Source organism: Stutzerimonas sp. R40042 (genome assembly GCF_026642215.1).
Lineage (GTDB): Bacteria > Pseudomonadota > Gammaproteobacteria > Pseudomonadales > Pseudomonadaceae > Stutzerimonas > Stutzerimonas frequens.
Genome location: NZ_CP113258.1, coordinates 2,765,404 through 2,792,244, shown reverse-complemented (window position 1 = coordinate 2,792,244; position 26,841 = coordinate 2,765,404). Strand labels below are relative to the sequence as shown.

Annotated in this window: 27 protein-coding genes; 21 read left to right on the top strand and 6 right to left on the bottom strand. The window is 65.5% G+C overall.

The window, feature by feature from the left end:
* Positions 1-147 precede the first annotated feature (147 nt).
* From OUY36_RS13070 to OUY36_RS13015, 12 genes are all read left to right on the top strand, one after another.
* Positions 148-1,323 (top strand): tryptophan--tRNA ligase, encoded by a 1,176-nt coding sequence (locus OUY36_RS13070; RefSeq protein WP_267934597.1) that lies wholly within the window; start codon positions 148-150, stop codon positions 1,321-1,323.
* Between the two features lie 28 nt (positions 1,324-1,351).
* Positions 1,352-2,170 (top strand): segregation and condensation protein A, encoded by an 819-nt coding sequence (locus OUY36_RS13065; protein WP_267934595.1) that lies wholly within the window; start codon positions 1,352-1,354, stop codon positions 2,168-2,170.
* Positions 2,171-2,189: 19 nt separating this feature from the next.
* Positions 2,190-2,960 (top strand): SMC-Scp complex subunit ScpB, encoded by a 771-nt coding sequence (gene scpB / locus OUY36_RS13060; RefSeq protein ID WP_110776605.1) that lies wholly within the window; start codon positions 2,190-2,192, stop codon positions 2,958-2,960.
* 183 nt (positions 2,961-3,143) lie between these two features.
* Positions 3,144-4,973 (top strand): phosphogluconate dehydratase, encoded by a 1,830-nt coding sequence (gene edd / locus OUY36_RS13055; protein ID WP_267934592.1) that lies wholly within the window; start codon positions 3,144-3,146, stop codon positions 4,971-4,973.
* Positions 4,970-5,932 (top strand): glucokinase, encoded by a 963-nt coding sequence (locus tag OUY36_RS13050; protein ID WP_267930629.1) that lies wholly within the window; start codon positions 4,970-4,972, stop codon positions 5,930-5,932. Before edd ends, OUY36_RS13050 begins: the two co-directional genes overlap by 4 nt.
* A gap of 57 nt (positions 5,933-5,989) precedes the next feature.
* Positions 5,990-6,724 (top strand): response regulator, encoded by a 735-nt coding sequence (locus OUY36_RS13045; protein ID WP_063540451.1) that lies wholly within the window; start codon positions 5,990-5,992, stop codon positions 6,722-6,724.
* Positions 6,708-8,159: an ATP-binding protein gene (locus OUY36_RS13040; RefSeq protein WP_063540450.1), complete on the top strand. Its 1,452-nt coding sequence runs from the start codon at positions 6,708-6,710 to the stop codon at positions 8,157-8,159. Before OUY36_RS13045 ends, OUY36_RS13040 begins: the two co-directional genes overlap by 17 nt.
* Before the next feature lie 159 nt (positions 8,160-8,318).
* A complete protein-coding gene (locus OUY36_RS13035; protein WP_200629812.1) occupies positions 8,319-9,566 on the top strand; it encodes an ABC transporter substrate-binding protein in 1,248 nt (415 codons plus the stop codon).
* Between the two features lie 108 nt (positions 9,567-9,674).
* Positions 9,675-10,592: a carbohydrate ABC transporter permease gene (locus OUY36_RS13030; RefSeq protein ID WP_161612013.1), complete on the top strand. Its 918-nt coding sequence runs from the start codon at positions 9,675-9,677 to the stop codon at positions 10,590-10,592.
* Complete coding sequence (locus OUY36_RS13025; protein WP_102840305.1) at positions 10,585-11,427, top strand: carbohydrate ABC transporter permease; 843 nt, start codon at positions 10,585-10,587, stop codon at positions 11,425-11,427. Before OUY36_RS13030 ends, OUY36_RS13025 begins: the two co-directional genes overlap by 8 nt.
* A gap of 11 nt (positions 11,428-11,438) precedes the next feature.
* A complete protein-coding gene (locus tag OUY36_RS13020; protein WP_267934589.1) occupies positions 11,439-12,611 on the top strand; it encodes an ABC transporter ATP-binding protein in 1,173 nt (390 codons plus the stop codon).
* 109 nt (positions 12,612-12,720) lie between these two features.
* On the top strand, positions 12,721-13,944 hold the full coding sequence (locus OUY36_RS13015; RefSeq protein WP_102840307.1) for a maltoporin: 1,224 nt from the start codon (positions 12,721-12,723) through the stop codon (positions 13,942-13,944).
* Positions 13,945-13,948: 4 nt separating this feature from the next.
* On the opposite strand, the gene OUY36_RS13010 is transcribed toward OUY36_RS13015, so the two are convergent.
* Complete coding sequence (locus OUY36_RS13010; protein WP_226687054.1) at positions 13,949-14,728, bottom strand: hypothetical protein; 780 nt, start codon at positions 14,726-14,728, stop codon at positions 13,949-13,951.
* 81 nt (positions 14,729-14,809) lie between these two features.
* Positions 14,810-15,772 (bottom strand): alpha/beta hydrolase, encoded by a 963-nt coding sequence (locus OUY36_RS13005; protein ID WP_267934587.1) that lies wholly within the window; start codon positions 15,770-15,772, stop codon positions 14,810-14,812.
* Between the two features lie 145 nt (positions 15,773-15,917).
* On the opposite strand from OUY36_RS13005, the gene aroC reads away from it, so the two are divergent.
* The 6 genes from aroC to OUY36_RS12975 all read left to right on the top strand — a co-directional run bounded on the left by aroC (position 15,918) and on the right by OUY36_RS12975 (position 20,024).
* Positions 15,918-17,009, top strand: a complete 1,092-nt coding sequence (aroC, locus tag OUY36_RS13000) for a chorismate synthase (RefSeq protein ID WP_156243934.1) — start codon at positions 15,918-15,920, stop codon at positions 17,007-17,009.
* Positions 17,010-17,083: 74 nt separating this feature from the next.
* Positions 17,084-18,235, top strand: coding sequence for an MFS transporter (locus tag OUY36_RS12995; protein ID WP_267934585.1), 1,152 nt, complete (start codon positions 17,084-17,086; stop codon positions 18,233-18,235).
* 109 nt (positions 18,236-18,344) lie between these two features.
* Positions 18,345-18,890, top strand: a complete 546-nt coding sequence (locus tag OUY36_RS12990) for a 1,2-dihydroxy-3-keto-5-methylthiopentene dioxygenase (protein ID WP_200599541.1) — start codon at positions 18,345-18,347, stop codon at positions 18,888-18,890.
* 163 nt (positions 18,891-19,053) lie between these two features.
* On the top strand, positions 19,054-19,263 hold the full coding sequence (locus tag OUY36_RS12985) for a PLD nuclease N-terminal domain-containing protein (RefSeq protein WP_110776615.1): 210 nt from the start codon (positions 19,054-19,056) through the stop codon (positions 19,261-19,263).
* Between the two features lie 5 nt (positions 19,264-19,268).
* Positions 19,269-19,460: a PLDc N-terminal domain-containing protein gene (locus OUY36_RS12980; RefSeq protein ID WP_102840313.1), complete on the top strand. Its 192-nt coding sequence runs from the start codon at positions 19,269-19,271 to the stop codon at positions 19,458-19,460.
* Between the two features lie 3 nt (positions 19,461-19,463).
* Positions 19,464-20,024 (top strand): histidine phosphatase family protein, encoded by a 561-nt coding sequence (locus tag OUY36_RS12975; protein ID WP_267934582.1) that lies wholly within the window; start codon positions 19,464-19,466, stop codon positions 20,022-20,024.
* A gap of 8 nt (positions 20,025-20,032) precedes the next feature.
* Here the strand turns inward: OUY36_RS12975 and OUY36_RS12970 are convergent, their stop codons facing one another.
* Positions 20,033-20,908 carry a DNA-3-methyladenine glycosylase family protein gene (locus OUY36_RS12970; RefSeq protein ID WP_267934580.1) on the bottom strand — a complete coding sequence of 292 codons (876 nt, stop codon included), beginning with the start codon at positions 20,906-20,908 and terminating at the stop codon, positions 20,033-20,035.
* A gap of 183 nt (positions 20,909-21,091) precedes the next feature.
* Between OUY36_RS12970 and speE the strand changes: the two genes are divergently transcribed.
* Together speE and OUY36_RS12960 are read left to right on the top strand one after the other, a co-directional pair.
* Positions 21,092-21,952: a polyamine aminopropyltransferase gene (gene speE / locus OUY36_RS12965; protein WP_267934578.1), complete on the top strand. Its 861-nt coding sequence runs from the start codon at positions 21,092-21,094 to the stop codon at positions 21,950-21,952.
* Between the two features lie 314 nt (positions 21,953-22,266).
* A complete protein-coding gene (locus OUY36_RS12960) occupies positions 22,267-22,608 on the top strand; it encodes a ribonuclease E inhibitor RraB (RefSeq protein ID WP_063540435.1) in 342 nt (113 codons plus the stop codon).
* A gap of 3 nt (positions 22,609-22,611) precedes the next feature.
* On the opposite strand, the gene OUY36_RS12955 is transcribed toward OUY36_RS12960, so the two are convergent.
* Positions 22,612-23,568, bottom strand: a complete 957-nt coding sequence (locus OUY36_RS12955) for a LysR family transcriptional regulator (RefSeq protein ID WP_267934576.1) — start codon at positions 23,566-23,568, stop codon at positions 22,612-22,614.
* 109 nt (positions 23,569-23,677) lie between these two features.
* Here OUY36_RS12955 and OUY36_RS12950 point away from each other — a divergent pair, with 109 nt between their 5' ends.
* Complete coding sequence (locus OUY36_RS12950) at positions 23,678-24,430, top strand: sulfite exporter TauE/SafE family protein (protein ID WP_267934574.1); 753 nt, start codon at positions 23,678-23,680, stop codon at positions 24,428-24,430.
* A gap of 6 nt (positions 24,431-24,436) precedes the next feature.
* Here the strand turns inward: OUY36_RS12950 and chrA are convergent, their stop codons facing one another.
* Both chrA and OUY36_RS12940 read right to left on the bottom strand, forming a co-directional pair.
* On the bottom strand, positions 24,437-25,654 hold the full coding sequence (gene chrA / locus OUY36_RS12945) for a chromate efflux transporter (RefSeq protein WP_267934572.1): 1,218 nt from the start codon (positions 25,652-25,654) through the stop codon (positions 24,437-24,439).
* Positions 25,655-25,713: 59 nt separating this feature from the next.
* A complete protein-coding gene (locus tag OUY36_RS12940; RefSeq protein ID WP_267934570.1) occupies positions 25,714-26,676 on the bottom strand; it encodes a DUF1853 family protein in 963 nt (320 codons plus the stop codon).
* Positions 26,677-26,841: the final 165 nt, after the last annotated feature.

The following is a 26,841-nucleotide window of genomic DNA, read 5'->3' as shown; positions in this document are numbered from 1 at the left end:
GAGCCCGTACAACATCTGGCCTGTGCGGTGAGTGGGTTGAGCCAAGTTCGGATGCCAACGTTGACCAACTGAACTTACCAAGCAAGCCAATTAACCAAGGACACCCTTTTGAGCTCCATGGATTCACAGCGGCGCGTGGTTTCCGGCATGCGTCCCACGGGCCGACTTCACCTCGGCCACTACCACGGTGTACTGAAGAACTGGGTCAGGCTGCAGCACGAGTACGAGTGCTTCTTCTGTATCGTCGACTGGCATGCGCTGACCACCGACTACGAATGCTCCGGCGAGATCTCGCAGAACGTGATGGACATGGCGGTGGATTGGTTGGCGGCCGGGGTCAGTCCGAGTTCGGCGACGCTGTTCATCCAGTCCCAGGTTCCCGAGCACGCCGAGCTGCATCTCTTGCTGTCGATGATCTGCCCGCTGGGTTGGCTGGAGCGGGTGCCGTCCTACAAGGAGCTGCAACAGAGCCTGCAGGACAAGAACCTCGACACCTATGGCTTTCTCGGCTACCCGCTGCTGCAGGCGGCCGACATCCTGCTCTACCGTGCCGGGCTGGTGCCGGTGGGAGCGGACCAGCTGCCGCATATCGAGTTCGCCCGCGATGTGGCGCGGCGCTTCAATCACCTCTATGGGCGCGAAGCGGATTTCGAGGACAAGGCCGAAGCGGCGATCCGCAAGCTCGGCAAGAAGACCTCCAAGCTCTACGTCAGCCTGCGCAAGAGCTATCAGGAGCAGGGCGACGTCGAGGCACTGAACACTGCCCGTGCGCTGATCAAGGAGCAACAGACCATCACCATCGGCGACCAGGAGCGGTTGTTCGGCTACCTGGAAGGCTGCGGCAAGTTGCTGTTACCGGAGCCGCAGGCACTGCTTGGCGAGTCACCCAAGCTGTCCGGGCTCGACGGCGGCAAGATGGCCAAGTCCAACAGCAATGGGATCTATCTGCGCGACACGCCGAACGAGATCGAGGAGAAAATCCGCCGCATGCCCACCGACCCGGCGCGCGTACATCGTAGCGACCCCGGCGAGCCGACGCGCTGCCCGGTGTGGCAGATGCATCAGGCGCATTCCGAGGAGGCGGTGTGCCAGTGGGCCGAGCAGGGCTGTCGCAGCGCCGGCATCGGCTGCCTGGAATGCAAGGCGCCGCTGATCGATTCGATCAAGGCGGACCTGGCGCCGCTGCAGGAACGCGCGTTGGATTACGAGCAGAATCCGGACCTGGTGCGCAGCATCCTCGCCGAGGGGGCAGAGCACGCACGCGACGAAGCCCGCGAGACGCTGATCGAAGTCCGCCAGGCGATGGGCCTGACCTACCGCTGACGCGCGCCCGCCGCCTTCGAGGATGATCATGCAGACCGAACCCCAGAGCCCCGAACTGACTCAGCCCGGCGAGCAGCTGCGCCTGGCGCTGGTCTATGGCGAGGCGGTGACCGAGCTGCCGCTGGACCTGTATATCCCGCCGGATGCGCTGGAAGTCTTTCTCGAAGCCTTCGAAGGCCCGCTTGACCTGCTGCTGTACCTCATCCGCAAGCAGAACATCGACATCCTCGACATCCCGGTGGCGGAAATCACCCGCCAGTACATGGGCTACGTCGAGCTGATGAAGTCGGTGCGTCTGGAACTGGCCGCCGAGTACCTGGTGATGGCCGCCATGCTCGCCGAGATCAAGTCGCGCATGCTGTTGCCGCGCTCGGCCGAAGACGCCGAAGAGGAAGACGACCCGCGCGCCGAGCTGATCCGCCGGTTGCAGGAATACGAGCGCTTCAAGGCCGCCGCCGAGGATCTGGACGAGCTGCCGCGGGTCGGCCGCGACCTGCAGATGCCACGCCTCGACGCCCCGGATGCCCGCGCGCGCAAGCTGCTGCCGGATGTAAGCCTGGAGGAACTGCTGGTGTCCATGGCCGAGGTGCTGCGCCGTGCCGACATGTTCGAGAGCCATCAGGTGACCCGCGAGGCGCTGTCGACCCGCGAGCGCATGAGCGAGGTGCTCGAGCGGCTGAAGGGAGGCGGATTCGTCCCGTTCGTCGCGCTGTTCCATGTGGAGGAAGGGCGCCTGGGCGTGGTGGTGACCTTCATGGCCGTACTCGAGCTGATCAAGGAATCGCTGGTCGAGCTGGTGCAGAACGAGCCCTTCGCGCCCATCCATGTGCGCAGCCGAACCGAATAGCCAATTGCAGGAGTCAACCGTGGACCTGTCCGATCCCAAGGATCTCGCTTCGCTGCTCGAAGCCTTTCTGCTCGCGTCCGGCAAGCCGCTCTCTCTGGAGCGCCTCGGCGAGCTGTTCGAGGAGCACGAACGACCCTCGTCGGCGCAGCTGAAGAAGGCCCTGGAGGTGTTGGACAAGTCCTGCAAGGGCCGCGCCTTCGAACTCAAGGAGGTGGCCAGCGGTTATCGTTTGCAGGTGCGCCAGCGCTTTTCGCCATGGGTCGGCCGGCTCTGGGAAGAGCGCCCCCAGCGTTACTCCCGTGCGTTGCTGGAAACCCTGGCGCTGATCGCCTACCGCCAGCCCATCACCCGCGGCGAGATCGAGGACATCCGGGGCGTCGCGGTCAACAGCCAGATCGTCAAAACGCTGCAGGAGCGCGAATGGATTCGCGTAGTTGGCCATCGTGACGTGCCGGGTCGGCCGGCAATGTTCGCCACCACCCGCCAGTTTCTCGACCACTTCAACCTGAAGAACCTCGACGAGCTTCCGCCACTCGCCGTATTGCGCGAGATGGAACCGGAACTGCGCCCGGTGCTGGACGACGAGGATGCCGCGGTGCCGGTCGCGCTGCAGGCCCGCGCCGACGAGGCCCTGGACGAGCCGCAGGCGCCTGTGCGCGAGCAGACCAGCTTCCGCAGCCTGCTGGCGGAACTCGATGGCATGGAGCAGGGGCTCAAGACCGACTTCGATGACTTGCTCGAAGCGCAAGCGGCGGACATCGACCCGGACGAGGAAGCACCGGCGCCATAGCCGCGGTTTCGTGCGACACCTGGATTACGGCCGCCTCGACCCCGTAGAGCGCTCGCTGCTGGCGAAACGCTCATGTTGCTAGGCTGCGCGCGCAACCATTGGCCTTGCGTCCTGTCCGAACGCCAACCGACTCCGGATGGTTTATGGTTGTCGAAGAACAAAATTTCGCAGCAGGAGAGAGGCATGCACCCGCGAGTTCTGGAAGTCACCGAGCGCCTGGTCGAGCGCAGCCGCAAGACGCGTGAGCGTTACCTGGCGATGATGGCTGCAGCCGCCAGCGAGGGGCCGCAGCGCGGCAAGCTGCAATGCGCCAACTTCGCCCACGGGGTTGCCGGCTGCAATTCCGGCGAGGACAAGCAGAGCTTGCGCCTGATGAACTCGGCCAATGTGGCCATCGTCTCGGCGTACAACGACATGCTCTCGGCGCATCAGCCCTACGAGCACTTCCCGGAAATGATTCGCCAGGCGCTGCGTGAGATCGGCTCGGTCGGCCAGCACGCCGGCGGCGTCCCGGCGATGTGCGATGGGGTGACCCAGGGCGAGGCGGGCATGGAAATGAGCCTGGCCAGCCGCGAAGTGATCGCCATGAGCACGGCGGTCGCGCTGTCGCACAACATGTTCGACGCTGCGCTGATGCTCGGCATCTGCGACAAGATCGTCCCAGGCCTGATGATCGGCGCGCTGCGCTTCGGTCATCTGCCGACCATCTTCGTACCGGGCGGGCCGATGCCCTCGGGCATCCCCAACAAGGAAAAGGCCGCGGTGCGTCAGCGCTACGCCGAAGGCAAGGCCAGCCGCGAGGAGCTGCTGGAGTCGGAGATGAAGTCCTACCACAGCCCTGGCACCTGCACCTTCTACGGCACCGCCAACACCAATCAGGTGGTGATGGAGATCATGGGCCTGCACCTGCCAGGCTCCTCGTTCGTCAATCCCTACACGCCGCTACGCGATGCCCTGACCCGGGAAGCTGCGCGGCAGGTCACCCGCCTGACTCCGCAGTCGGGCAACTATCTCCCGCTGTGCCGGGTGGTGGACGAGAAATCCATCATCAATTCGGTGGTCGCGCTCAACGCCACCGGCGGTTCGACCAACCACACCCTGCATATTCCTGCGTTCGCTCGTGCCGCCGGCATCCAGCTGACCTGGCAGGACATGGCCGATCTTTCCGAGGTGGTGCCGACGCTGGCGAAGGTCTATCCCAACGGCCAGGCCGACGTGAACCATTTCCATGCCTGCGGCGGCGTGCCCTTCATGGTGCGCACGCTGCTCGACGCCGGGCTGCTGCATGAGGATGTGCACACGGTGGTCGGCAAGGGCCTACGCCGCTATATCCAGGAGCCGTTCCTCGACGGTGATCAGCTGGTCTGGCGTGACGGACCGGCGCAGAGCCTCGACGAAGCCATCCTGCGTCCGGCCGAGCGGCCGTTCTCGCCCGAGGGCGGCCTGCGCGTGCTGGAAGGCAACCTGGGACGCGGCGTGACCAAGATCTCCGCCGTGGCGCCGGAACATCGTGTGGTCGAGGCGCCGGCTCGGGTGTTCATCGACCAGAGCGAGCTGGCAGCAGCCTTCAAGGCCGGCGAGCTGGAGCGCGATTTCGTCGCCGTGGTGCGCTTTCAGGGGCCGAAGGCCAACGGCATGCCCGAACTGCACAAACTCACGCCGTTCCTCGGCGTGCTGCAGGACCGCGGTTACAAGGTGGCGCTGGTCACCGACGGGCGCATGTCCGGCGCCTCCGGCAAGGTGCCGGCGGCGATCCATGTCTGCCCCGAGGCGCTGGATGGTGGCCCGCTGGCGCGAGTGCGCGATGGCGACATCATCCGCGTCGATGGCGAGACCGGCGAGCTGCGGGCGCTGGTCGATCCGGACGAGTGGGACGCGCGGGAGCCGGAGATTCGCCCTGAAGACATGGGCATCGGCTGTGGTCGCGAGTTGTTCGCCTTCATGCGCGCCTCGTTCAGCACGGCGGAGCAGGGCGCCAGCGCATTCACCGAGAGTCTGGAGGCGCTCAAGTGAAGACAGCGCTGGTTGGCGACATCGGTGGTACCAATGCACGCTTCGCGCTGTGGCGCGATCAGCGGATCGAGCAGGTCCGGGTGCTGCCCACCGCAGACCATGCGCGGCCGGAGCTGGCCATTCGCGCGTACCTCGACGAGGTGGGCCAGCCGCTGGAGGCGCTGGAAGCGGTGTGCCTGGCCTGTGCCGGGCCGGTGAGTGGCGATCACTTCCGCTTCACCAACAACCACTGGCAGCTGAGCCGACAGGCGTTCTGCCGCGAACTGGGCCTGAAGGATCTGCTGCTGATCAACGACTTCACCGCCATGGCCCTGGGTATGACCCGGCTGCGCGATGACGAGCGCATCACGGTCCGTGAGGGCGAGCCTGAACCCGGCCGGCCGCGTCTGGTCATAGGCCCCGGCACCGGGCTGGGGGTTGCCGGGCTGCTGCCGCTGGTCGGTGGCGGCTGGCGCGCGTTGCCGGGCGAGGGCGGGCATATCTGCCTGCCGATCGGCAGCGAGCGCGAGGCGGCGATCTGGACGCAACTGCACCGCGCACAGGGCCACGTGAATGCCGAAGCTGTACTCAGTGGGCCGGGATTGCTGACGCTTTATCGTGCCTGTTGCGCGCTGGATGGCCGAGCGGCCGAACACGACTCTCCGGCCGAGATCACCAAGGCTGCGCTGGCTGGCGAGCCGTACGCAGTGGCCGTGCTGGAGCAGTTCTGCCGCTGGCTGGGACGCATCGTCGGCGACAACGTGCTGACGCTCGGTGCACGCGGCGGGGTATATATCGTCGGCGGCGTGGTACCGCGCTTCGCCGAGTTCTTCATGCACAGCGGCTTTCGCGATGCCTTGTGCGAGAAGGGCCATATGAGTGGCTATTTCGATCGCTTGCCGGTATGGCTGGTGACCGCGCCTTATCCGGGCCTGGAAGGCGCAGGCGTGGCGTTGCAATCGCTGCTGGAGGGCGTCTAGCCGGCTGGCAGGGAAAGGCGACGGGCGATCGGATAACAACAAGAAAAGGGACGTGACGTGAGCCAAGCAGGTAAGAACATCCTTCTGGTCGACGACGATCAGGAAATCCGCGAACTGCTGCAGACCTATCTCAGCCGCTCGGGCTTTCAGGTCCGCGGCGTGCCGGACGGCGCGCAGTTTCGCAGCGCGCTGTGCGCCGAACCGGCTGATCTGGTGATTCTCGATGTGATGCTGCCCGACGAGGACGGCTTCAGCCTCTGCCGCTGGATTCGCCAGCACGAACGGCTGGCCTCGATGCCGATCATCATGCTCACCGCCAGCTCCGACGAGGCCGACCGGGTGGTCGGTCTCGAGCTCGGGGCCGACGATTACCTCGGCAAGCCGTTCAGCCCACGCGAGCTGCTGGCGCGGATCAAAGCCCTGCTGCGACGGGTCAGCTTCGCCCAGGAGCGTGGCAGCGACGTGCTGGCTTTCGATGAATGGCGGCTGGACATGATCAGCCACCGTCTGTTTCACGCCGATGGCGAGGAAGTCTTTCTTTCCGGTGCCGATTTCGCCCTGCTCAAGCTGTTTCTCGATCATCCGCAGCAAATTCTCGACCGCGACACCATCGCCAACGCCACCCGTGGCCGCGAGGTGATGCCGCTGGAGCGCATCGTCGACATGGCGGTCAGTCGCCTGCGCCAGCGCCTGCGTGACACCGGCAAGTCGCCGCGGCTGATCCGCACGGTACGTGGCAGCGGTTACTTGTTGGCTACCCAGGTGACGCCGCACCATGAATCTGCGCACTGAGCGGCGGCGCCTGCGGCTGGTGCCGCGCTCGCTGCTCGGACGCATGCTGTTGCTGACCCTGCTCGCGGTGCTGCTGGCGCAAGGGCTGTCGAGCCTGATCTGGCTATCGCAGCTGCGCGCCAGCCAGATGGAGGGGCTGCTGGCCAGCGCCCGCAGCCTGGCGCAGTCGATGGGGGCGAGCGTCAGCTACTTCCGTTCGCTGCCGCTCGGCTACCGACCACTGGTGCTCGACCAGCTGCGCAGCATGGGCGGCACGCGCTTCTTCGTCTCGCTCAACGACAAGCCGCTGGAGATGAAGATCCTGCCGGAGACGCCACGCAAGCGTGCGGTGCTGCACGAGGTGGAGCAGGTGCTGCGCCAGCGTCTGGGTGGCGCGGTGGACCTGACCATCGAGTTCGTCAGCCCCGACGATCTGCGCATCTTCAACAGCGGCATCAAGCTCGAGGAGCTGCCGCGCTCCTGGGCCCACTACGCGCTGGGCTTCGAACCGCTGGCGCCACCGGTGCTGGTGACGCAGATCCAGATCGCGCCGCAGGAGTGGCTCTATCTCGCCTCGCTGATGCCGGCACCCTACGTCAGCCTGGAAGACGAGGGGCTGCCGGTGCAGCAGCTGTGGTTCATCGTGCTGACCAGCGCCTTCCTGCTGCTGTTCATCGGCCTGCTGGTGCGCTGGCAGAGCCGGCCATTGAAGCGCCTGGCCAAGGCGGCGCGGGAGCTGTCGGTGGGAGGGGAAGTGCGGCCGCTGGCCGAGATCGGTGCCAGCGAGATCGTCGAGGTCAGCCGCGCCTTCAACAACATGCGCGAGCGTATCAGCCGTTATCTGACCGAGCGCGGCCAGTTGTTCAGCGCCATCTCCCACGACCTGCGCACGCCCATCACGCGCCTGCGTCTGCGGGTCGAATTGCTGGAGGACGAGGCCCAGCAAGTCAAGTTCAACCGCGATCTCGACGAGCTGGAATTGCTGGTCAAGGGCGCCCTGCAGTGTGTGAAGGACACCGATATCCACGAGAACATCGAGGCGGTGGATCTCAATCTGCTGCTCGAACACATCGTCGAGCCCTACCAGGCCTGCGACCAGACCCGCGTGACCCTGGATGGACGCGCGCTGGCGACCTACCCCGGCAAGCCGCTGGCACTCAAGCGCTGCATCGGCAACCTGCTGGACAACGCCCTGAAGTACGGCGAACGCGCCCACCTGCACGTCGAGGACGGCAAAGAGGCGCTGGTGCTGCACGTCGACGACGAGGGCCCGGGTGTGCCGGAGCAGCGCCTGGAGCAGGTTTTCGAACCCCATGTACGGCTCTCCGGCCAGCAGCAGGGCTACGGCCTGGGGCTGGGTATCGCGCGTAATATCGCCCATGCCCACGGTGGCGAGCTGAGCATGCGCAACCTGCAGCAGGGAGGGCTGAGGGTGACCCTCACACTACCGCGCTGATCCGGCTCAGTGCGCCTCGTTACGATCACTGCGGCTTTGTAACGGCTCTGTGACCATCGACTATCCCTTCGTTACCCAATGTCCATTTTTCCGGGCATAGACTCGGTCCATCGCAAGCGACCCACGACTTGCAGGATAAAAACAAGAAGGTACTCCTCCATGAATGCGATCCATCGTCTCGCTCTTTCCGTTTCCCTTGCCCTGCCATTGCTCGCCCACGCCGGTGAGGTCGAAGTTCTGCACTGGTGGACCTCCGGCGGCGAGAAGCGCGCCGCCGACACCCTGCAAAAGATGGTCGAGCAGAAAGGCCATACCTGGAAGGATTTCGCCGTCGCCGGTGGTGGTGGCGAGGCCGCCATGACCGTACTGAAAACCCGCGCCGTTTCCGGCAATCCGCCATCGGCCGCGCAGATCAAGGGCCCCGACATCCAGGAGTGGGGCGAACTCGGTCTGCTCGCCAACCTCGACGACACCGCCAAGGCCGAGCGCTGGGACGAGCTGCTGCCCAAGCAGGTCAGCAAGATCATGCAGTACGACGGCTCCTATGTGGCCGTGCCGGTCAACGTGCACCGGGTCAACTGGCTGTGGATCAACCCCGAGGTGTTCGAGAAGGCCGGCGCCACGCCGCCGAAGACCCTCGACGAGTTCTTCGCCGCTGCCGAGAAGCTCAAGGCCGCCGGTTTCGTGCCGGTCGCCCACGGCGGCCAGCCGTGGCAGGACGGCACCGTGTTCGAGGGCTTCGTGCTCAGCATTCTCGGGCCGGAGGATTATCACAAGGCATTCGTCGAACTGGACGAGGACACCCTGACCGGCGACAAGATGGTCCAGGCGTTCATGGCGCTGAAGAAACTGCGTGACTACATAGACGCCGATGCCGCCGGTCGCGAGTGGAACCGCGCCACCGGCATGGTCATCGACGGCAAGGCCGGCATGCAGATCATGGGCGACTGGGCCAAGAGCGAGTTCACCGCAGCCAACAAGGTCGCCGGCAAGGACTACCAGTGCCTGCCGTTTCCCGGCACCCAGGGCAGCTTCACCTACAACATCGACTCCTTGGCGATGTTCAAGCTGAGCGACGATGACAACCGCAAGGCCCAGGAAGATCTGGCGCGCGCCGTGCTGCAACCGGAGTTCCAGACCTTCTTCAACCAGAACAAGGGCTCCATCCCGGTTCGCCAGGACCAGGACATGAGCGAGTTCGACGCCTGCGCCCAGCAGTCGATGAAGGATTTCAAGGCGGCGGCCCAGGGTAGTGGCCTGCAACCCAGCCTGACCCACGGCATGGCCGCTTCGAGCTACGTGCAGGGCGCGGTGTTCGATGTCGTGACCAACTTCTTCAACGACCCCAAGGCCGACCCGCAAAAGGCGGCCAAGCAACTGGCGGCGGCAATCCAGGCCGTGCAGTAGCGCCCAGGGCGGATCGCTCCGCCCGGTTCCCGAAACGTGCGTCCCGGTACCTGCTTCGGCATGTGCTGCGGGCGCCGACATCCCGGATTTCCATGAGGGATCACACCCATGAGCTCCATCGCGCTTCAAGCCAGGCCCGCCAAGGCCTCGTCGCTCGACGCCCTGCAGCGCTGGCTGCCGAAGCTGGTGCTGGCGCCGAGCATGCTGATCGTGCTGGTCGGCTTCTATGCCTACATCGGCTGGACCTTCCTGCTCTCGTTCACCAACTCACGCTTCATGCCCAGCTACAAATGGGCCGGTCTGCAACAGTACGAGCGCCTGTGGGACAACGATCGCTGGTGGGTCGCGAGCCAGAACCTGCTGGTATTCGGCGGCCTGTTCATCGCCATCAGCCTGTTCATTGGCGTGGTGCTCGCCGTGCTGCTGGACCAGCGCATCCGCCGCGAGGGGCTGATCCGCACCATCTACCTGTACCCCATGGCGCTGTCGATGATCGTCACCGGCACCGCCTGGCAGTGGCTGCTCAATCCTGGCCTGGGGCTGGACAAGCTGCTACGCGATTGGGGCTGGGAGGGCTTTCGCTTCGACTGGCTGGTGGACCCGGATCGGGTCATCTATTGCCTGGTGATCGCCGCCGTGTGGCAGGCCTCGGGCTTTGTCATGGCGCTGTTCCTGGCCGGTCTGCGCAGCGTCGATCAGTCGATCATTCGCGCCGCCCAGGTGGACGGCGCGAGCCTGCCGACCATCTACCTGCGCATCGTGTTGCCGAGCCTGCGCCCGGTGTTCTTCAGTGCGCTGATGATTCTTGCCCACATTGCGATCAAGAGCTTCGACCTGGTGGCGGCGATGACCGCTGGCGGCCCCGGCTATTCCAGCGACCTGCCAGCGATGTTCATGTACACGCACACCTTCACCCGTGGCCAGATGGGGCTGGGGGCGGCGAGCGCCATGCTGATGCTCGGCGCGGTGATGGCAATCATCGTGCCGTACCTGTATTCCGAGCTGAGGAACAAGCGCCATGTCTGACTTCGCGCAACCGCGCCTGACCCTTGGGCGCCTGACCATCCACGCCACGCTGCTGCTGGCCTGTGCCGTCTATCTGGTGCCGCTGATCGTGATGCTGCTGACCAGCTTCAAGACGCCGGAAGACATCCGCACCGGCAACCTGCTGAGCTGGCCGGAGGCGTTCACCGGCATGGGCTGGCTGACCGCTTGGGATGCCGTTGGTGGCTACTTCTGGAATTCGGTGAAGATCGTCATTCCGGCGGTGCTGATCTCCACCGCACTCGGTGCCATCAATGGCTACGTGCTGTCGATGTGGCGTTTCCGCGGCTCGCAGCTGTTCTTCGGTCTGCTGCTGTTCGGCTGCTTCCTGCCGTTTCAGGTGATCCTGCTGCCGGCGTCCTTCACCCTCGGCAAGCTCGGCCTGGCCAATACCACCACCGGCCTGGTGCTGGTCCACGTGGTCTACGGGCTGGCCTTCACCACGCTGTTCTTCCGCAACTTCTACGTCAGCGTGCCGGATGCGCTGGTGCGCGCGGCGCGGCTGGACGGTGCCGGTTTCTTCACTATCTTCGGGCGCATCCTGCTGCCGATGTCGGTACCGATCATCATGGTCTGCCTGATCTGGCAGTTCACCCAGATCTGGAACGACTTCCTCTTCGGCGTGGTGTTCGCCAGCGGCGATACCCAGCCGGTCACCGTGGCACTGAACAACCTGGTGAACACCAGCACCGGCGCCAAGCAATACAACGTCGACATGGCCGCCGCGATGATCGCCGGTCTGCCCACGCTGGTGGTCTACGTGATCGCCGGCAAGTACTTCCTGCGCGGGCTGACTGCCGGCGCCGTCAAGGGTTGAGGAGAATAACGATGGCTTCCCTGGAACTGCGCAACGTTCATAAGAGTTATGGCAACAGCCAGATCGCAACGCTGAAGGACATCGCGCTGAAGATCGATGCCGGTGAATTCCTGATCCTCGTAGGCCCCTCCGGCTGCGGCAAATCCACCCTGATGAACTGCATCGCCGGGCTGGAGAACATCACCGGCGGCGAGATCCTCGTCGACGGCGAGGACATCAGCCAGGCCAGCCCGAAGGATCGCGACATCGCCATGGTGTTCCAGTCCTACGCGCTCTATCCGACCATGAGCGTGCGCGACAACATCGCCTTCGGCCTGAAGATGCGCAAGGTGCCGGCGGCGAAGATCGAGGAGGAGGTGGCGCGGGTCGCCAAGCTGCTGCAGATCGAGCCGCTGCTCGAGCGCAAGCCGTCGCAGCTGTCCGGTGGCCAGCAGCAGCGCGTGGCCATGGGTCGGGCGCTGGCACGGCGGCCGAAGATCTATCTGTTCGACGAGCCGCTGTCGAACCTCGACGCCAAGCTGCGGGTGGAGATGCGCACCGAGATCAAGCTGATGCACCAGCGCCTGAAGACCACCACGGTGTACGTCACCCACGATCAGATCGAGGCGATGACCCTCGGCGACAAGGTCGCGGTGATGAAGGATGGTGTGATCCAGCAGTTCGGTACGCCGCACGAAATCTACAACGACCCGGCCAACCTGTTCGTCGCCAGCTTCATCGGCTCGCCGCCGATGAACTTCGTGCCGCTGCGCATTCGCCAGCGTGACGGGCGCTGGGTAGGGGTGCTCAACAGCGAACAGGGCAGTTGTGAGCTGCCGCTGCCGATTACCACCGACGAGGGTCTGCGTGATCGCGAACTCATCCTCGGCATTCGCCCTGAACAGATCGGCCTCGCCGGAGTCGGAACAGCTGATTTTTCGCTGGCGGTCGACATCGAAGTGGTGGAACCCACCGGGCCAGACACCCTGGTGGTGTTCACGCTGAATCAGGTCAAGGCCTGTTGCCGGTTGATGCCGGACCAGGCTCCGCGGGTGGGGGAGACGCTCAATCTGCAGTTCGAGCCGCGCAAGGCGCTGCTCTTCGACGCGCAGACCGGCGAGCGGCTTGGCGTTGCGCAGCCGGAGCCGGTGCGCGAGAGCAAGGTCACCCGGCTGGTTTCCAACGGAGCGGGCACAGCGCAGTGAACTGCCGCCTGCCTTGCCAGCAGGCGGTCGATGAAAGTGGACGGTTACAGGAATGAACAGAGCCGACTGGCTCGATCCAGCGATCAATAACAACAAAAGCGGAGTGGATATGAAAAAAACACTGACAGCCCTGGGCGTTGCCAGCGCCATTGCGGGTCTGAGCCTGCCTCTCGGCGCCCATGCCCTGGAGTTCACCGGTTACATGCGCAGCGGGGTCGGCGAATCGGTCAACAGCGATTCGCAGTCCTGCTTCCAGTTGCCCGGTGCGCCGAGCAAGTACCGTCTGGGTAACGAGTGCGAGCAATACGCCGAGCTCGATCTGCGCCAGGACCTCTACACCTTCGCCGATGGCTCGGTGCTGAGCCTGGAAGGCATGGCGGCGCTGTACAACCAGTACAACCACACGCCGGAGTTCACCGGCGACCACGGCTGGGCACGGATGGTCCAGGCCTATGCCGAGTGGAGCAAGGTGCCGGCGCTATACAACGGCTCGCTATGGGCGGGCCGTCGTTTCTACAAGCGTAACGACATCCACATCTCCGATTTCTACTACTGGAACCAGAGCGCCACCGGCGCCGGCGTAGAGGACATGGAGATCGGCGGGTTGAAGTACAGCTATGCCTTCTCGCGCAAGGACAGCGTGTTCCAGAAGGAGTACGTCTCTCGTCACGACTTCAACGTTGGCGGCTTCGACAGCAATCCCGGCGGCGAGCTGGAGTTCGGCCTGAGCTACCTCGACAAGCCCAGCCGTGATGATGCCAACAGCGGTTGGGCGGTGACGGTGCAGCATGTGCAGGCCGACTTCCTCGGCGGCAAGAACACCCTGGCGCTGCAGTACGGCGAGGGCCCGGGCACCGGCCTCGGCTACACCGGCGACGTTACGCTGGACGACAGCGCCAAGAGCTGGCGGGTGGTTGAGTACTTCGACTGGCAGGTGACGCCGCGCTTCGGCGGCCAATTCCAGGTGGTCTACCAGAAGGACAAGCGCGATGACGGTGGTGACCAGGACTGGTGGTCGGTAGGCGCACGTCCGGTCTATGCCTTCAGCGAGCAGTTCAAGCTCGTTGCCGAGGTTGGCCATGACCAGATCGACGCCACCGACGGCACGCGCAAGCTGAGCAAGTTCACCATTGCGCCGACCTGGTCACCGTCTGGCCCGGGCTTCTGGGCACGTCCGGAATTCCGCCTGTATTACACGTACGCCAGCTGGAACGAAGCGGCGCAGCGTGCGGCCAACCTGATGGCCGAAGGCTCGGCGCTGTCGGACACTGGCGCATTCGGCAATGCCCGCCACGGCTCGAATTTCGGCGTGCAAGTCGAGCACTGGTGGTGACTGGTTAGCGGGTCGCCATCCAGATCAGCAGGCCGGCCTGGAACAGCGCCAGCGCAATCAGGCAAACGATAGTGAATCGCAGCGCACCGTCCTCACGGCGGAAGCGGGCGATTCGCTCCTGCAGATCGCGGATCTGGTTTTCCTGCGCCTGCAGGTTGCGGTCGGCCTGCTCCAGCATGGCCGCTGCCTCCTGCAGCTCGACGACCTGGACCTTCTCGCCGTTCCAGTCCGCTCGCAGGCTGCTGACCCGCGGCGCGCCGTAGCTCGCCTTGCCCGCCTGATCCTTGGGGTAGTCGACATCGAAGCCCTGGGTCCGCAGGCAGTGGTCGCGGCGCAGGCGCTGATCATCGCTCGTCACATCCTTGGGTAATGAGCCGCCCTCGACCAGGTAGTGACCCCAGCGCTTCTGCGCCCAGGCCGCGCCCTGAGCCAGCAGGAAACGGCCGAGCCCACGATTCGCCGGTTCCAGTTGCAACCCGCTGTCCGGCCCGAAGCGCAGTTCCTTGCTGCGGTGATCGGCCCATACCTCCAGCACGTTGCTTTTGCGCGAGCGCACCTGCCCCGGAATGTTGATGAACATCCGCAGCAGGCTCTGCTCGGGTGTGTGGCGTTCCAGCTGCGCCAGCTCGACGAAGCGCAGCGGGCGTGCGCCGCCGTCGCGTTCGGTGGGCAGTGGCGCCAGGCGCAGCAGGCGGAAGCGGTCGGGCTTGAGCTCCGCCCACGGATGCTTCGGCGCTGCTGGCTGGTCTTTTTCAGTGCTCTGGATGGTTTCGCTGTCGGTCATCTGCGCGTTCCTGGGCCTGCGCGGCGGCTCGTTCAGGAGCCAATCGGGCCCTCGTCATGCGGGCTATCGGCAGCGCGGCGCCTAACTGGAGGCTGGCAGGATGCCATTGGCCTCTAGGAAGCGCCGGATACGTTCCTGCAAGCTCCAGGCGAGCGGCAGATCGGGGTCGTCATAGGAGGCCAGCTGTTGCGCATCCGCCGGCACGATGCGCAGCACATGGTTCATGCCATCGATCAGCGCCAGTTCGGCGTCGGGCTTGGCACGCTGCAGGGCTTCGGCGTCCTCGATGCCGACCTGGATGTCGTGGCGGCCCTGGATGATCAGCGCGGGTGTCTCGACGGCCGCGAAGACCTCGGCCGGGTCGTAGGCGAACAGCGAAATCAGGTACGGCTGCACGCTGGGACGGAACAGCACCTGCAACGGCTCCGGCACTTCGGCGTGGGTTCGGCCGGCCTTGAGCTCGTCGATCAGGTAATGGCTGGTGGCGAGCAGTGTTGGTGGTAGGCGGCCCTGCAGTTGCTCGCGCAGCACCTCGTCGATCGGCCGGCCGCTGCCGGCGAGGCTGATCAGCGCCGCGGCGCCCGACTTCGGCGCGGCGAGACTGGCGATCAGCGCGCCTTCGCTGTGGCCGATCAGGATCAACTGGCCGAAACGGGGATCGCCCTTGAGCTTCGCGCTCCAGGCCAGCGCATCGCTGACATAGCCCTCGACGCTCAGCTCGCGCTCGTCCGCTGCGGCCGCCAGGCTGGCGCCGACGCCGCGCTTGTCGTAGCGCAGGCTGGCCACGCCCAGTTTGGCCAGGCCCTGGGCCAGGCGTTTGAGGCTGTCGTTGCGCCCGGCCGGGTTGTTGCCGTCGCGGTCGGTCGGGCCGGAGCCTGCGATCAGCAGCGCTACCGGTACTGGCTGGTCGCTCTTGGGCAGCAACAGACTGCCCTGCAGCACGCCGCTGCCGGTATCCAGGTTCATGGTCTGGTTGAGCAGGGTCTGCGCCTGCAGGAAAGAAGGGGACATGGTCAGTAGCAGCAGTATCAGCAGGGCACGCATGAAAGGATTTCGTTGATCACGGAGCAGGTTGGACGCGGCAATCGACGCAAAGGTCAGTATGCGCCGGCAACAGGAGCGATGACACCGTAGCGGCCTCAGGTATACTTCTGGCCCCTGTTTTTCGGTCGATCGCGGAGCGTCCTGCATGTCCGGCAATACCTACGGCAAGCTGTTCACCGTCACCACTGCCGGCGAAAGCCATGGTCCTGCGCTGGTGGCCATCGTCGACGGTTGCCCGCCCGGGCTGGAGCTGTCGCTGGAAGACCTGCAGCGCGACCTCGACCGCCGCAAGCCGGGTACCAGCCGGCACACCACGCAGCGCCAGGAGGCCGACGAGGTGGAAATTCTCTCCGGTGTGTTCGAAGGCAGGACCACCGGTTGCCCGATCGGCCTGCTGATCCGCAACACCGACCAGAAGTCCAAGGACTACTCGGCGATCAAGGACCAGTTCCGCCCGGCCCATGCCGATTACACCTATCACCATAAGTACGGCCTGCGCGACTACCGTGGCGGTGGCCGCAGTTCCGCGCGCGAGACGGCCATGCGCGTGGCTGCCGGCGCCATCGCCAAGAAGTACCTGGCGACCCTGGGCATCCAGGTGCGTGGCTACATGAGCCAGCTCGGGCCGATCGAAATCCCGTTCAAGACCTGGGACAGCGTCGAGCAGAACGCCTTCTTCAGCCCCGACCCGGACAAGGTGCCGGAGCTGGAGGCCTACATGGACCAGCTGCGCCGTGACCAGGATTCGGTGGGCGCGAAGATCACCGTGGTCGCCGAGGGCGTGCCGCCGGGCCTCGGTGAGCCGATTTTCGACCGCCTGGACGCCGAGCTGGCCCACGCGCTGATGAGCATCAACGCGGTCAAGGGCGTGGAGATCGGCGCCGGTTTCGCCTCGGTCGCCCAGCGTGGCACCGAGCATCGCGATGAGCTGACCCCGCAGGGCTTTCTGTCCAACAATGCCGGCGGCATCCTCGGTGGCATTTCCTCGGGTCAGCCGATCGTCGCCCATCTGGCGCTCAAGCCGACGTCCAGCATCACCACGCCCGGTCGCTCCATCGACGTGAACGGCGAGGCGGTGGACGTGATCACCAAGGGTCGCCACGACCCCTGCGTCGGCATCCGTGCCACGCCGATCGCCGAGGCCATGATGGCCATCGTGCTGCTCGATCACCTGCTGCGCCACCGTGGACAGAACGCCGATGTGCAGGTGACGACGCCGGTGCTGGGCCAGCTTTGACCAGCAATCGACACGCTGCGAGCCGCACGCGGTTGGCTTCGTCGCCTCCGCTTGTGGCCTGAAGCCTGCCGCGTATGAACGCTCCGTTGCCGTACTGGCGCCTGTCCGGCTTCTATTTTTTCTACTTCGCCTTGCTCGGCTCCACGGCGCCGTTTCTCGGCCTGTACTTCGATCATCTGGGTTTCTCGCCGGAGCGCATCGGCGAGCTGATCGCCATTCCGATGTTGATGCGCTGTCTGGCGCCGAACCTCTGGGGCTGGCTGGGCGACGTCAGCGGCCGCCGGCTGGAGATCGTCCGCCTCGGCGCCCTGTGCACGCTGCTGTCCTTCGGCCTGATCTTCTTCGACAAGAGCTTCGCCTGGCTGGCGCTGGTGATGGCCCTGCATGCGTTCTTCTGGCACGCGGTGCTGCCGCAGTTCGAGGTCATCACCCTGGCGCATCTGCACGAGCAGCCCGAGCGCTACAGCCAGGTACGGTTGTGGGGCAGCATCGGCTTCATCCTGGCGGTGGTGGGGCTTGGGCTGCTGTTCCAGCGGTTGAGTCTGGACCTGTATCCGACCGCGGTCGCCGCGGTGATGCTGGGCATCGTGCTGAGCAGTGTCTGGGTCCCGAACGCGCAGCCGCGCCAGCGCGCCGAGTCGGACGGGCAGGGCGGGTTTCTCGCTCAACTGCGCCGACCCGGGGTACTGGCCTTCTACGGCTGCGTGGCGTTGATGCAGTTGGCCCATGGGCCGTACTACACCTTTTTCAGCATCCACCTGGAAGCACTGGGCTACAGCCGCAGCTTTATCGGGCTGATGTGGGCGCTGGGCGTGGTCGCGGAAATCCTGCTGTTCCTGGTCATGGCACGTCTGCTCGAGCGCTTCTCGCTGCGCCAGGTGCTGCTGGCCAGTTTCCTGATCGCCGCCCTGCGCTGGGTATTGCTCGGGCAGTTCGCCGAGCACCTGGCCGTGCTGCTGATCGCGCAGCTGATGCATGCGGCGACCTTCGGCAGTTTCCACGCCGCCGCCATTCACTTCGTCCAGCGCAGTTTCGGCCATCGCCAGCAGGGCCAGGGCCAGGCGCTGTATGCCAGCCTGTCCGGCATCGGTGGAGCACTGGGTGCGCTCTACGCAGGCTACGCCTGGTCTGGCCTGGGGCCGGGCTGGTCGTTCGCCATCGCCAGTCTGGCGGCGTTGGCCGCAGCCGTTATCATTGCTTGGCGTTTGCAGGAGGACCGGGCATGACTGTCGCATTCGAATTTTTCGACTGCCAACTGAAAATGCGTGCCCTGCACAGCAGATGAATTCCAGCTGTCCGGGTAACCGGTCAGACGACCCTTTCGGAGAGCCGAACATGAGTGTCCTCAGCGTCTATCACGAATCCCGCCCCGACCAGCCGCTCAAGGTGCTGACCCACCTCGAAGACATCGCCCCGACGCTGGCCCAGGTTGGCGTACAGCTGGAGCGCTGGGAAGCCGGCGCGCCGGTCCCTGCTGGCGCCAGCCAGGAAGAGGTGATCGCCGCCTACCAGCCCCAGATCGACCGACTGATGACCGAACGCGGCTACCTCTCCGTCGATGTCATCAGCGTGACTCGCGACCACCCGCAGAAGGAAGAACTGCGCGCGAAGTTCCTCGATGAGCATCGCCATGCCGAGGACGAGGTGCGCTTCTTCGTCGCCGGGCGCGCACTGTTCAGTCTGCATATCGACGACATGGTCTACGCCGTGCTGTGCGAGAAGAACGACCTGATCACCGTACCCGGCGGCACGCGCCACTGGTTCGACATGGGCGAAGAGCCGCACTTCGTCGCCATTCGCCTGTTCGGCAATCCGGACGGCTGGGTTGCCGAGTTCACTGGCGAACGCATTGCCGACCAGTTCCCTCGACTGGACGACTGATACACCGACCATGGCCATCGACACCGTTGCAGGCGCAGATATGACCGTCAGCAGCTTTGCCCGGCCGATCCGACGCGCTGCTGAGCCGCTCTGGCACGCTAACTGAACCCTGCCGCCGCGCTGGCATCCTAAATTAGGTACTCACCCAAACAGGAGCGTACCCATGGGAGATGCATTCGGCGGTATTTTCGGCCTGCTCATCCTGATACTGGATATCTGGGCAATCATCAGCATCGTTCGCAGCGACAGCACCACCGGCAAGAAAGTGCTCTGGGTTCTGCTGATCATCATCCTGCCAGTGCTCGGCCTGATCATCTGGGGAATCATGGGCCCGCGCGGCAATCGCCCCGATGCCCGTGGACCTCTGCGGTAACACCGGTGGAAAGCCTCAGCGCTCCGCTGGCCCTGGTGGTGCTGGTGCTGGATGTGCTCGCCATCGCGCATGTCTGGCGCAGCCCCATCGAGACTGGCCGCAAGGTCATCTGGTCGCTGGTGATCGTATTGCTGCCGGTGGTCGGCCTGATCATGTGGGCCGTGGCGGCCGGGCCGTTCGGCAAAGCGCGGCTGTGAAGCATGCGTGGCAGTGGCTTGCTGTTAGCCGTGCTGCTGCTCGTCTCTGTCCCGGTAGAGGCGGACGATGACGAAGCCTGGCAGGCATTACGCGAAGGCCGTGCGCTGCTGATCCTGCGCCACGCCAATGCGCCAGGCCTGGGCGATCCGCCTGGCTTCAGACTCTCCGACTGCAGCACCCAGCGTAATCTCGATGAGCGCGGCCGAGCCCAGGCCCAACGCTGGGGTGTGCTGTTGCGCGATAGAGGCCTGGCCGAGGTACGGCTTTTGAGCAGCCGCTGGTGCCGCGCCCTGGAGACGGCCGAGCAGATGGCGCTCGGCCCGGTCGAGCCGCTGCCTGCGCTAGATTCCTTCTTCGCCACGCCGGCCAGCGAGGGACGGCAGACCATTGAGCTGCGCGAAGTCTTGGCCGGGCTGGAGCCCGGTGAGGTGGCGGTATTGGTCAGCCATCAGGTCAATATCACTGCGCTGACCGGCATCTTTCCGCAGTCGGGCGAGGGGCTGATCCTGGCTCGGCCGCTGGCCGTACCTCCGCAGATCCTGGCGCGCGTCCCGCCGCCTTAGCCTTACCGTCAGCCGCCCTTGGCATAGTTGTCCCAGATGTGGATCGCCGCGTAGGCACGCCATGGGCGCCAGGCTTCGGCGCGTGCGGCCAGTGCCTTGGCGGTCAGCCCATCCGCTCCCCAGAGCGGCGCCTTGAGCAAACCGAGATCGGCACTGGGAAAGGCATCTGCCACGCCGAAGCCGCGCAGCGCGATGTATTCGGCGGTCCAGGGGCCAATGCCCGGCAGCTCGCACAGGCGCCGGACCAGCGTGTCGGCTCCATCTCCGACATGCAGCTGCAACGCGCCCTCGGCCACTGCAGCGGCCAGCCGGCGCAGCGCCTGGGCGCGCTTGGCGGGCATGCCAATGGCCTCCAGCGGGTCGTCGGCGATCGCCTGCGCGCTGGGAAATAGCATTTCCAGTCCGGCTGGCGCCTGTGGTAACGGCTCGCCGAGGCGCTCGACGATACGGCGCGTAATGGTCACGGCCGCCTTGACGGTGACCTGTTGACCGACGATCGCGCGCACGGCCTGCTCGAATGGATCGTAGGCCGCCGGCAGGCGCAGGCCGGGTTGAGCTGCGACCAGCGGGCCGAGCGCCGGGTCGCTGGCGAAGTGCGTGGCGATCGCCTGCGGGTCGGCGTCCAGGTCGAACATCTTGCGCACCTGGGCTACCAGTGGCTGGGTGGCGTGCCGCAGCGAGTCGGTGAGGGTGAGTTCGAGCACGGGGCGGTCGTGGGCAGCATTGACGCTGAGCCAGCCGCAGGCCTCACCGAGGCGCAGCGTACGGGCATAGCCGCGTGGCTCCAGGCGCTCCACACCAGGCAGAAGACGCAGGGCGAAGTGGCGGTGGAATTGTTGCCAGTCCCAGGGCTCGAGGTAGGGCAGGTGAATGGTTTCGCTCATTTCCAGACCCTAGCGCCTGCGCGTCGCTTTGTCGTCCCTAAGTGTGCTTTCGAACCCCCATGGTTCCTCCTGTCATCTAGGCCACCGTAGAATGCGCCTCCTTTCGGTGGGCGATTCATCGCCCGTCCCCAGCCAGCTTGCAGACGTCGCGGCGTTGCGCGATGCCTGCCAAGGGAGACAGCCATGAGCGACTTTCAGGAAACTCTCTACGAGGGATACGGGCAGCGGTTCCAGATCGACAAGCTGCTGCACGAGGTGCGCACCGAGCACCAGCATCTGGTGATCTTCGAGAACCCGCGCATGGGCCGCGTCATGGCTCTCGATGGGGTGATCCAGACCACCGAGGCCGACGAATTCATCTACCACGAGATGCTCGCCCATGTGCCGATCCTGGCCCACGGCCTGGCGCGCCGGGTGCTGATCATCGGTGGTGGCGACGGTGGCATCCTGCGCGAAGTGGCGCGCCATCGCGACATCGAGAGCATCATCCTGGTCGAGGTAGACGGCGCAGTGGTGGAGATATGCAGGGAATTCCTGCCGAACCATTCAGCCGGTACCTTCGATGATCCGCGGCTCAAGCTGGTGATCGATGACGGCATGCACTTTTTGGCGGAAACCGAGGAGAAGTTCGACGTCATCATTTGCGATGCCACCGATCCCGTCGGCCCGGGTGAGGCGCTATTCTCCGAGAACTTCTACCAGGCGTGCCGGCGCTGCCTGAACGAGGGCGGTATCCTGGTCGCGCAGAACGGCACGCCGTTCCTGCAACTGGGCGCGGTGCAGACCACCGCCAAGCGCATGCAGGGTCTGTTCGCCGACTGGCATTTCTATCAAGCCGCGGTGCCGACCTACATTGGCGGTGCGATGACCTTCGCCTGGGGCGCCAGCAATGCCGAGAGCCGCAAGCTGCCGCTGGAAACCCTGATGCAGCGCTACAGCGGCAGCGGCATCGTGACCCGTTATTACAACCCGCATCTGCACATCGCCGCCTTCGCGCTGCCGCAGTACGTGCTACACGCGATCGCCAAGCCCAGCAACGACTGATCGCGCACGGCGCATCGCCCCTCGAGCGGCCCGCCCGGCAACGGTGCGGGCCGTTTTGTGTTCCGCGGTCCGGTTGAACTGCCACATGTCTCGCGGGTTCTACTGATGAAGCCCGCGACCCTGGCACGCGGTGGCGTCGAGTCATCGAGTCCGTGCAGTCAGGTCCCTGGCCTGCTAGCTTGTCACTGTGGACGTCGTCCACGCGTCTCTTCGACTAGCTGTTGCGACTCCCGTTTGCCCGATGTCTCGACGACGGAGCCGATCTCCCGCTGAGTTCGTGGCAACTTCATCCAGGTATGAGAGGAGGTTGAATCATGAGCACCACCTTCCATGAGGATGTCAGCAGCACCGTTCTGCGCCGGATGAAAGAGGGCGGTTTCGATTTCGCCCGTGTGCATCCCATCGAGTTCTACGCGGTATTCCCCGAGCGGGACCGTGCCCAGATCGCCGCCGAGAACTTTCGCGGTGAAACCATCAACACCCAGGTCTTTCCGCGTGAGGACGGAAGCTGGAATCTGCAGGTCAGCAAGGTGATGTACGCGACGTTCGACGGCATCGGCGACTTCGAGCAGGATCTGGAGGATCTGGTCGAACCCCTCGGTGGGGTGCTCGATGGCTGGGGCGTCACCCAGGAAATCGAAAGCCAGAGCCTCTGACTGTCACTCCCTTTTCAAATCGCTATTGAGCGCCTGGTCCCATGGCGGGACCGGGCCGAAGCGGGATTTGAGAAACTCCAGCAGCAGTCGGGTCCGCGAGTCGGCCTCGCGTGTCAGGCGCAGGGCATAGATGCCGCTGGCTTCCGGTTGCGGCAGTCCGCTTTCGCAGAACAGCGGAAGCAGTTCGCCGCGCAGCAACTGATCGCTGATCAGCCAGGTCGGCAGGTGAGCGATGCCGAGCCCGGCCAGCGCTCCGGCCAGTAGCGCCTCGGCATTGTTCGCCACCATCCGCAGGCGTCCGGGACGCAGCAGGCGCGGCTTGCCGTCGCGCTCGAAGCGCCAGGCATGCGGCGGAGCCAGCGCGTCCCAGTCGAGCCCGTCATGCTCGGGAAGCTCCTCCGGCTGCAATGGCAGTCCACGACGTTCCAGGTAGGCCGGGCTGGCGCAGACGATTCGCACCATCGGCGCCAGCGGCGTGGCGACCAGCCGCGTGTCGGCCAGCGGACCGATGCGCAACACCAGATCCACCTCCCCCAGATGTTCACCTTGCAGATCGACGAAGCTGTCGATCAGCCGCAGCTGGATGTCGACACCTGGATAGGCCTGCAGGAACTCAGCCAGCGCCGGCGCCAGGTGCCGACGCCCGAACGGCGCAGGGGCGTCGATGCGGATCCGACCTTCCGGTGCGCTGTCCAGCGACGTCGCTTCGGCGCGCGCCAGATGCAGTTCCTGCACGATGCGCCGGGCGCGCTCGGCGAAGGCCAGTGCAGCAGGCATCGCCCGCACGGCATGGGTGCTGCGGCTGAACAGCTGACCGCCGAGGGCCTGCTCCAGTGCATCGATACGCCGTGCCACGGCAGAGGGCGTGAGGCCATGCCGGCGCGCAGCAGCGGAGAAGCTGCCGCATTCCAGCACGTCGAGGAAGAGTTGGAGTTGAGCGGAAAGGGCGTCTGGCAGCATTGGCGACTCGGCTTGTGCGTAAAGTGCAAAGCCATTGTGCGCGGCTGTGCGTATCGATGCCAGCCGTAGCGGCGTAGCATTCGCGTCTCTCTGACAATGGAACGCGCATATGCTGCTGGACATCGGGCTGAACATTCTGCTGGGACTGGCGTTGGGCACGCTTGGCGGACTGTTCGGCATTGGCGGCGGGCTGATCGCGATTCCGGTGCTGGGCGTACTCTTCGGATTGGACCAGCAACTGGCCCAGGGTACGGCGCTGGTGATGGTAGTGCCCAATGTGCTGCTCGCCATCTGGCGCTACCATCAGCGCAACCGCATCGACTGGCGCCACGCCGCAGCGCTGGCCGGAGCCAGTTTTTTCTTCGCCACTCTCGGCGCGGGCGTGGCGGTCTCGCTGGACGCCGGCCGCATGCGCCTGGCGTTCGTTGGCTTTCTCTTGGCCCTGGCGGCCTACAACCTGCTGCGTGTGTTTCTGCGGCCTGCGCCCGGTAACGGTCAGCTGCGGCATTCCTGGCCATGGCTCAGCGTCCTCGGCGCGGGGGCGGGGGCGGCGGGCGGGCTGTTCGGCGTGGGCGGTGCGGTGATCGCCACACCGATTCTGACCAGCGTATTCGGCACCTCGCAGGTGGTTGCCCAGGGGCTGTCACTGGCGCTGGCGGCGCCGAGCACTGGCGTTACCCTGGTGACCTACGCGCTGCATCATCAGGTCAACTGGCTGCTGGGCTTGCCGCTAGCCGTTGGCGGGCTGCTCAGCATCAGCCTGGGCGTGCGCCTCGCCCATGCGCTGCCGGAGCATCTGCTGCGCCTGCTGTTCAGCGGATTCCTGGTGACCAGTGCGGTGCTGCTGGCGCTGGAGAGCTGAGCAGTTTCAGCCCGTCAGGCCGAGTAGGCCGCCGCCGAGCGCACCGGCGATTACAACCGCCCACGGCGACAGCTTCCAGTAGCTCAGTGCGGCGAAGGCCAGCACGGCCAGGATGAAGTGTTCCGCGGCCTTGATTGCGCTGGTCCAGACCGGGTCGTACAGCGCCGCCAGCAGCAGCCCGACCACGGCGGCATTGACGCCCGCCAGCGCCGCCTGGCTACGGCGATTGCCGCGCAGCCGTTCCCAGAATGGCAAGGCGCCGAACACCAGCAGGAAGGAGGGTGCGAACACGGCGACCAGGCAGATGGCTGCGCCGAGCCAGCCGCCGGGGCCGCTGTTCATCGACGCGCCGAGAAACGCCGCGAAGGTGAACAGCGGACCAGGTACGGCCTGAGCCGCGCCATAGCCGGCGAGGAAGGCGTCGTTGTCGACCCAGCCGGACGGCACCACTTCGGCCTGCAGCAGCGGCAGCACCACGTGGCCGCCACCGAACACCAGCGCACCGGTGCGATAGAACGCATCGATCTGCGCCAGCGCCTGGCTGCCGCTGACGCCGGACAGCACGGGCAGCAGCACCAGCAGCGCAAAGAACGCAAACAGGGCATACAGCGCGGTGCGCGTCCTGATGCGCACGGGCAAGTTGGGGGGTGCCTCGCCTGGGGTCGGGCGGAACGCCAGCAATCCGATCAGCCCCGCCACGATGATGATCGCCACCTGGCTCCAGACGAAAGGCAGCAGCAACACGGCGCTTGCTGCGCCGAGCATGATCGCAACACGCGGCCCGTCGCTGCACAGCGAGCGTGCCATGCCCCACACGGCCTGGGCGACGACCGCCACCGCCACGATCTTCAGGCCCTGGATGAAGCCGCCGGGCAGGGCGTCGCCCCAGCGGGCGATGCCCAGCGCGAACAGCGTCAGCGCGACGGCCGAGGGCAGCGTGAAGCCGGCCCAGGCCGCCAGCGAGCCCCGATAACCGCCGCGCAGCAGGCCGATCGCCAGGCCGACCTGGCTGCTGGCAGGGCCGGGGAGGAACTGGCAGAGCGCAACCAGATCGGCATAGCCGCGCTCGTCCAACCAGCGGCGGCGCGCGACGAATTCGTCGCGAAAGTAGCCCAGATGCGCCACCGGGCCGCCAAAGGAGGTCAGCCCCAGACGCAGGAAGATCAGAAAGATGGTCCAGGTTTTCAGGGGCTCGGCGGCGGGGCGTTGGGCGTCGATGGACATGTGGGGATGGGCTGATCTGCAAGGGTCGAGTCGGGCGGAAATTCTAGCCGGCGATTGTGTCAGGCCGATGATGCGCGTGTCGCTTCGCCATTGTGTGGCCAGTCGTCCGCCACGAGGAACAGCCGTTCCTGCTCCAGCCAGTCGCCGGATGCGTCAGGTTCCAGACGCACCATCAGCTGCGCCCGCGTTCGGGCCGGATGGCCCGCCAGCCATTCGGCAAGCCGGCTGACGCTCCACAGCTCGCTGTGCGCGATGCGTGCTGCGGCCAGCCAGGCCGCGCGGGGCAGCGGTTGCCAGACGGTGTCGGGCGTCGCAGCCTGATAGCCAGGCCAGTCGGACTGACGCAGCCAGCGACCGCGCAGATGTCGAGGATTGACTCCATGAGGCAGGGCGCAACCCTGTGGCCAGGGCTGGAACAGGTAACCGCTGAGCCAGAAACTGCTCTGCACCTCGCGCCCGGTGAGTTCGGCGAGCACGGCCTGTGTCGCCGGCTGGTTGCACAGGGGCAGCTGGTGCTGGCACAGATGGGCGAGCTTGAGATCCAGGCGGTCATGATTGCCCGGTCCGAGCCAGTGGGCGTGCTGGCTGCCGTCGCCAGGTCCGAAGCCCAGATAGAGCTTTATCGCCAGCTCCAGATGGTGCACGCCCTGATCATCGCAGAACAGCAGGTCCAGCTCGCCGAGGGTGCTGCCGTTCTGGCGGATCGGCAGGTTCGCCGCAAGCAGCTGGATATCGGGTGCCTGGCAAAGCGCGTACTGCCAGAGGCGCTCGTAGTACAGACCCAGGCGGCGATTGCTGCGCTGCGACAGCCAGGCCTCAAGCATCGATGGTTCGGCATCCTGGCTCAGCAGCCAGGTGGCCAGCAGCTCGGGTTCGCGATGCCAGCGGCTCGCAGTTAGAGGATGGCGCTGGCGCAGCGGCGCTTCGCTCAGCAATGCTGGCGACAGCAGCGTCCAGGCGAGATCGCGCACCTGTGGATGGCGAAGCAGGCTGGACAGCTCGGCAAGACTGATTGGGTTCATGTCAGCAGCATAGCCGTCGGTTTGCCGCCGGTTCGACGTTTCGCCGATAATCCGCTGCCGCTGAACAGAGGCGCCGCGGCACCGCTCTAACGGCTGTCAGCGAACGTTCGAGCGCATCTGCTGGCACGTCACGCCCAGGCCGGCTGCCTCGCAGGCGCGTCGCAT

Bases quoted from the DNA above. Each gene is read 5' to 3' on its own strand.
- OUY36_RS12985 (WP_110776615.1), top strand. From the start codon at position 19,054: ATGGGAGATGCATTCGGCGGTATTTTCGGCCTGCTCATCCTGATACTG.
- OUY36_RS12995 (WP_267934585.1), top strand. From the start codon at position 17,084: ATGAACGCTCCGTTGCCGTACTGGCGCCTGTCCGGCTTCTATTTTTTC.
- OUY36_RS13035 (WP_200629812.1), top strand. From the start codon at position 8,319: ATGAATGCGATCCATCGTCTCGCTCTTTCCGTTTCCCTTGCCCTGCCA.
- speE (WP_267934578.1), top strand. From the start codon at position 21,092: ATGAGCGACTTTCAGGAAACTCTCTACGAGGGATACGGGCAGCGGTTC.
- OUY36_RS13065 (WP_267934595.1), top strand. From the start codon at position 1,352: ATGCAGACCGAACCCCAGAGCCCCGAACTGACTCAGCCCGGCGAGCAG.
- OUY36_RS12950 (WP_267934574.1), top strand. From the start codon at position 23,678: ATGCTGCTGGACATCGGGCTGAACATTCTGCTGGGACTGGCGTTGGGC.
- OUY36_RS12975 (WP_267934582.1), top strand. From the start codon at position 19,464: ATGCGTGGCAGTGGCTTGCTGTTAGCCGTGCTGCTGCTCGTCTCTGTC.
- OUY36_RS13070 (WP_267934597.1), top strand. From the start codon at position 148: ATGCGTCCCACGGGCCGACTTCACCTCGGCCACTACCACGGTGTACTG.
- OUY36_RS12955 (WP_267934576.1), bottom strand. From the start codon at position 23,568: ATGCTGCCAGACGCCCTTTCCGCTCAACTCCAACTCTTCCTCGACGTG.
- OUY36_RS13005 (WP_267934587.1), bottom strand. From the start codon at position 15,772: ATGCGTGCCCTGCTGATACTGCTGCTACTGACCATGTCCCCTTCTTTC.
- chrA (WP_267934572.1), bottom strand. From the start codon at position 25,654: ATGTCCATCGACGCCCAACGCCCCGCCGCCGAGCCCCTGAAAACCTGG.
- OUY36_RS13020 (WP_267934589.1), top strand. From the start codon at position 11,439: ATGGCTTCCCTGGAACTGCGCAACGTTCATAAGAGTTATGGCAACAGC.
- OUY36_RS13030 (WP_161612013.1), top strand. From the start codon at position 9,675: ATGAGCTCCATCGCGCTTCAAGCCAGGCCCGCCAAGGCCTCGTCGCTC.
- OUY36_RS13010 (WP_226687054.1), bottom strand. From the start codon at position 14,728: ATGACCGACAGCGAAACCATCCAGAGCACTGAAAAAGACCAGCCAGCA.
- OUY36_RS13025 (WP_102840305.1), top strand. From the start codon at position 10,585: ATGTCTGACTTCGCGCAACCGCGCCTGACCCTTGGGCGCCTGACCATC.
- edd (WP_267934592.1), top strand. From the start codon at position 3,144: ATGCACCCGCGAGTTCTGGAAGTCACCGAGCGCCTGGTCGAGCGCAGC.
- OUY36_RS12940 (WP_267934570.1), bottom strand. From the start codon at position 26,676: ATGAACCCAATCAGTCTTGCCGAGCTGTCCAGCCTGCTTCGCCATCCA.
- OUY36_RS12970 (WP_267934580.1), bottom strand. From the start codon at position 20,908: ATGAGCGAAACCATTCACCTGCCCTACCTCGAGCCCTGGGACTGGCAA.
- OUY36_RS12960 (WP_063540435.1), top strand. From the start codon at position 22,267: ATGAGCACCACCTTCCATGAGGATGTCAGCAGCACCGTTCTGCGCCGG.
- OUY36_RS13015 (WP_102840307.1), top strand. From the start codon at position 12,721: ATGAAAAAAACACTGACAGCCCTGGGCGTTGCCAGCGCCATTGCGGGT.
- OUY36_RS12990 (WP_200599541.1), top strand. From the start codon at position 18,345: ATGAGTGTCCTCAGCGTCTATCACGAATCCCGCCCCGACCAGCCGCTC.
- aroC (WP_156243934.1), top strand. From the start codon at position 15,918: ATGTCCGGCAATACCTACGGCAAGCTGTTCACCGTCACCACTGCCGGC.
- OUY36_RS13040 (WP_063540450.1), top strand. From the start codon at position 6,708: ATGAATCTGCGCACTGAGCGGCGGCGCCTGCGGCTGGTGCCGCGCTCG.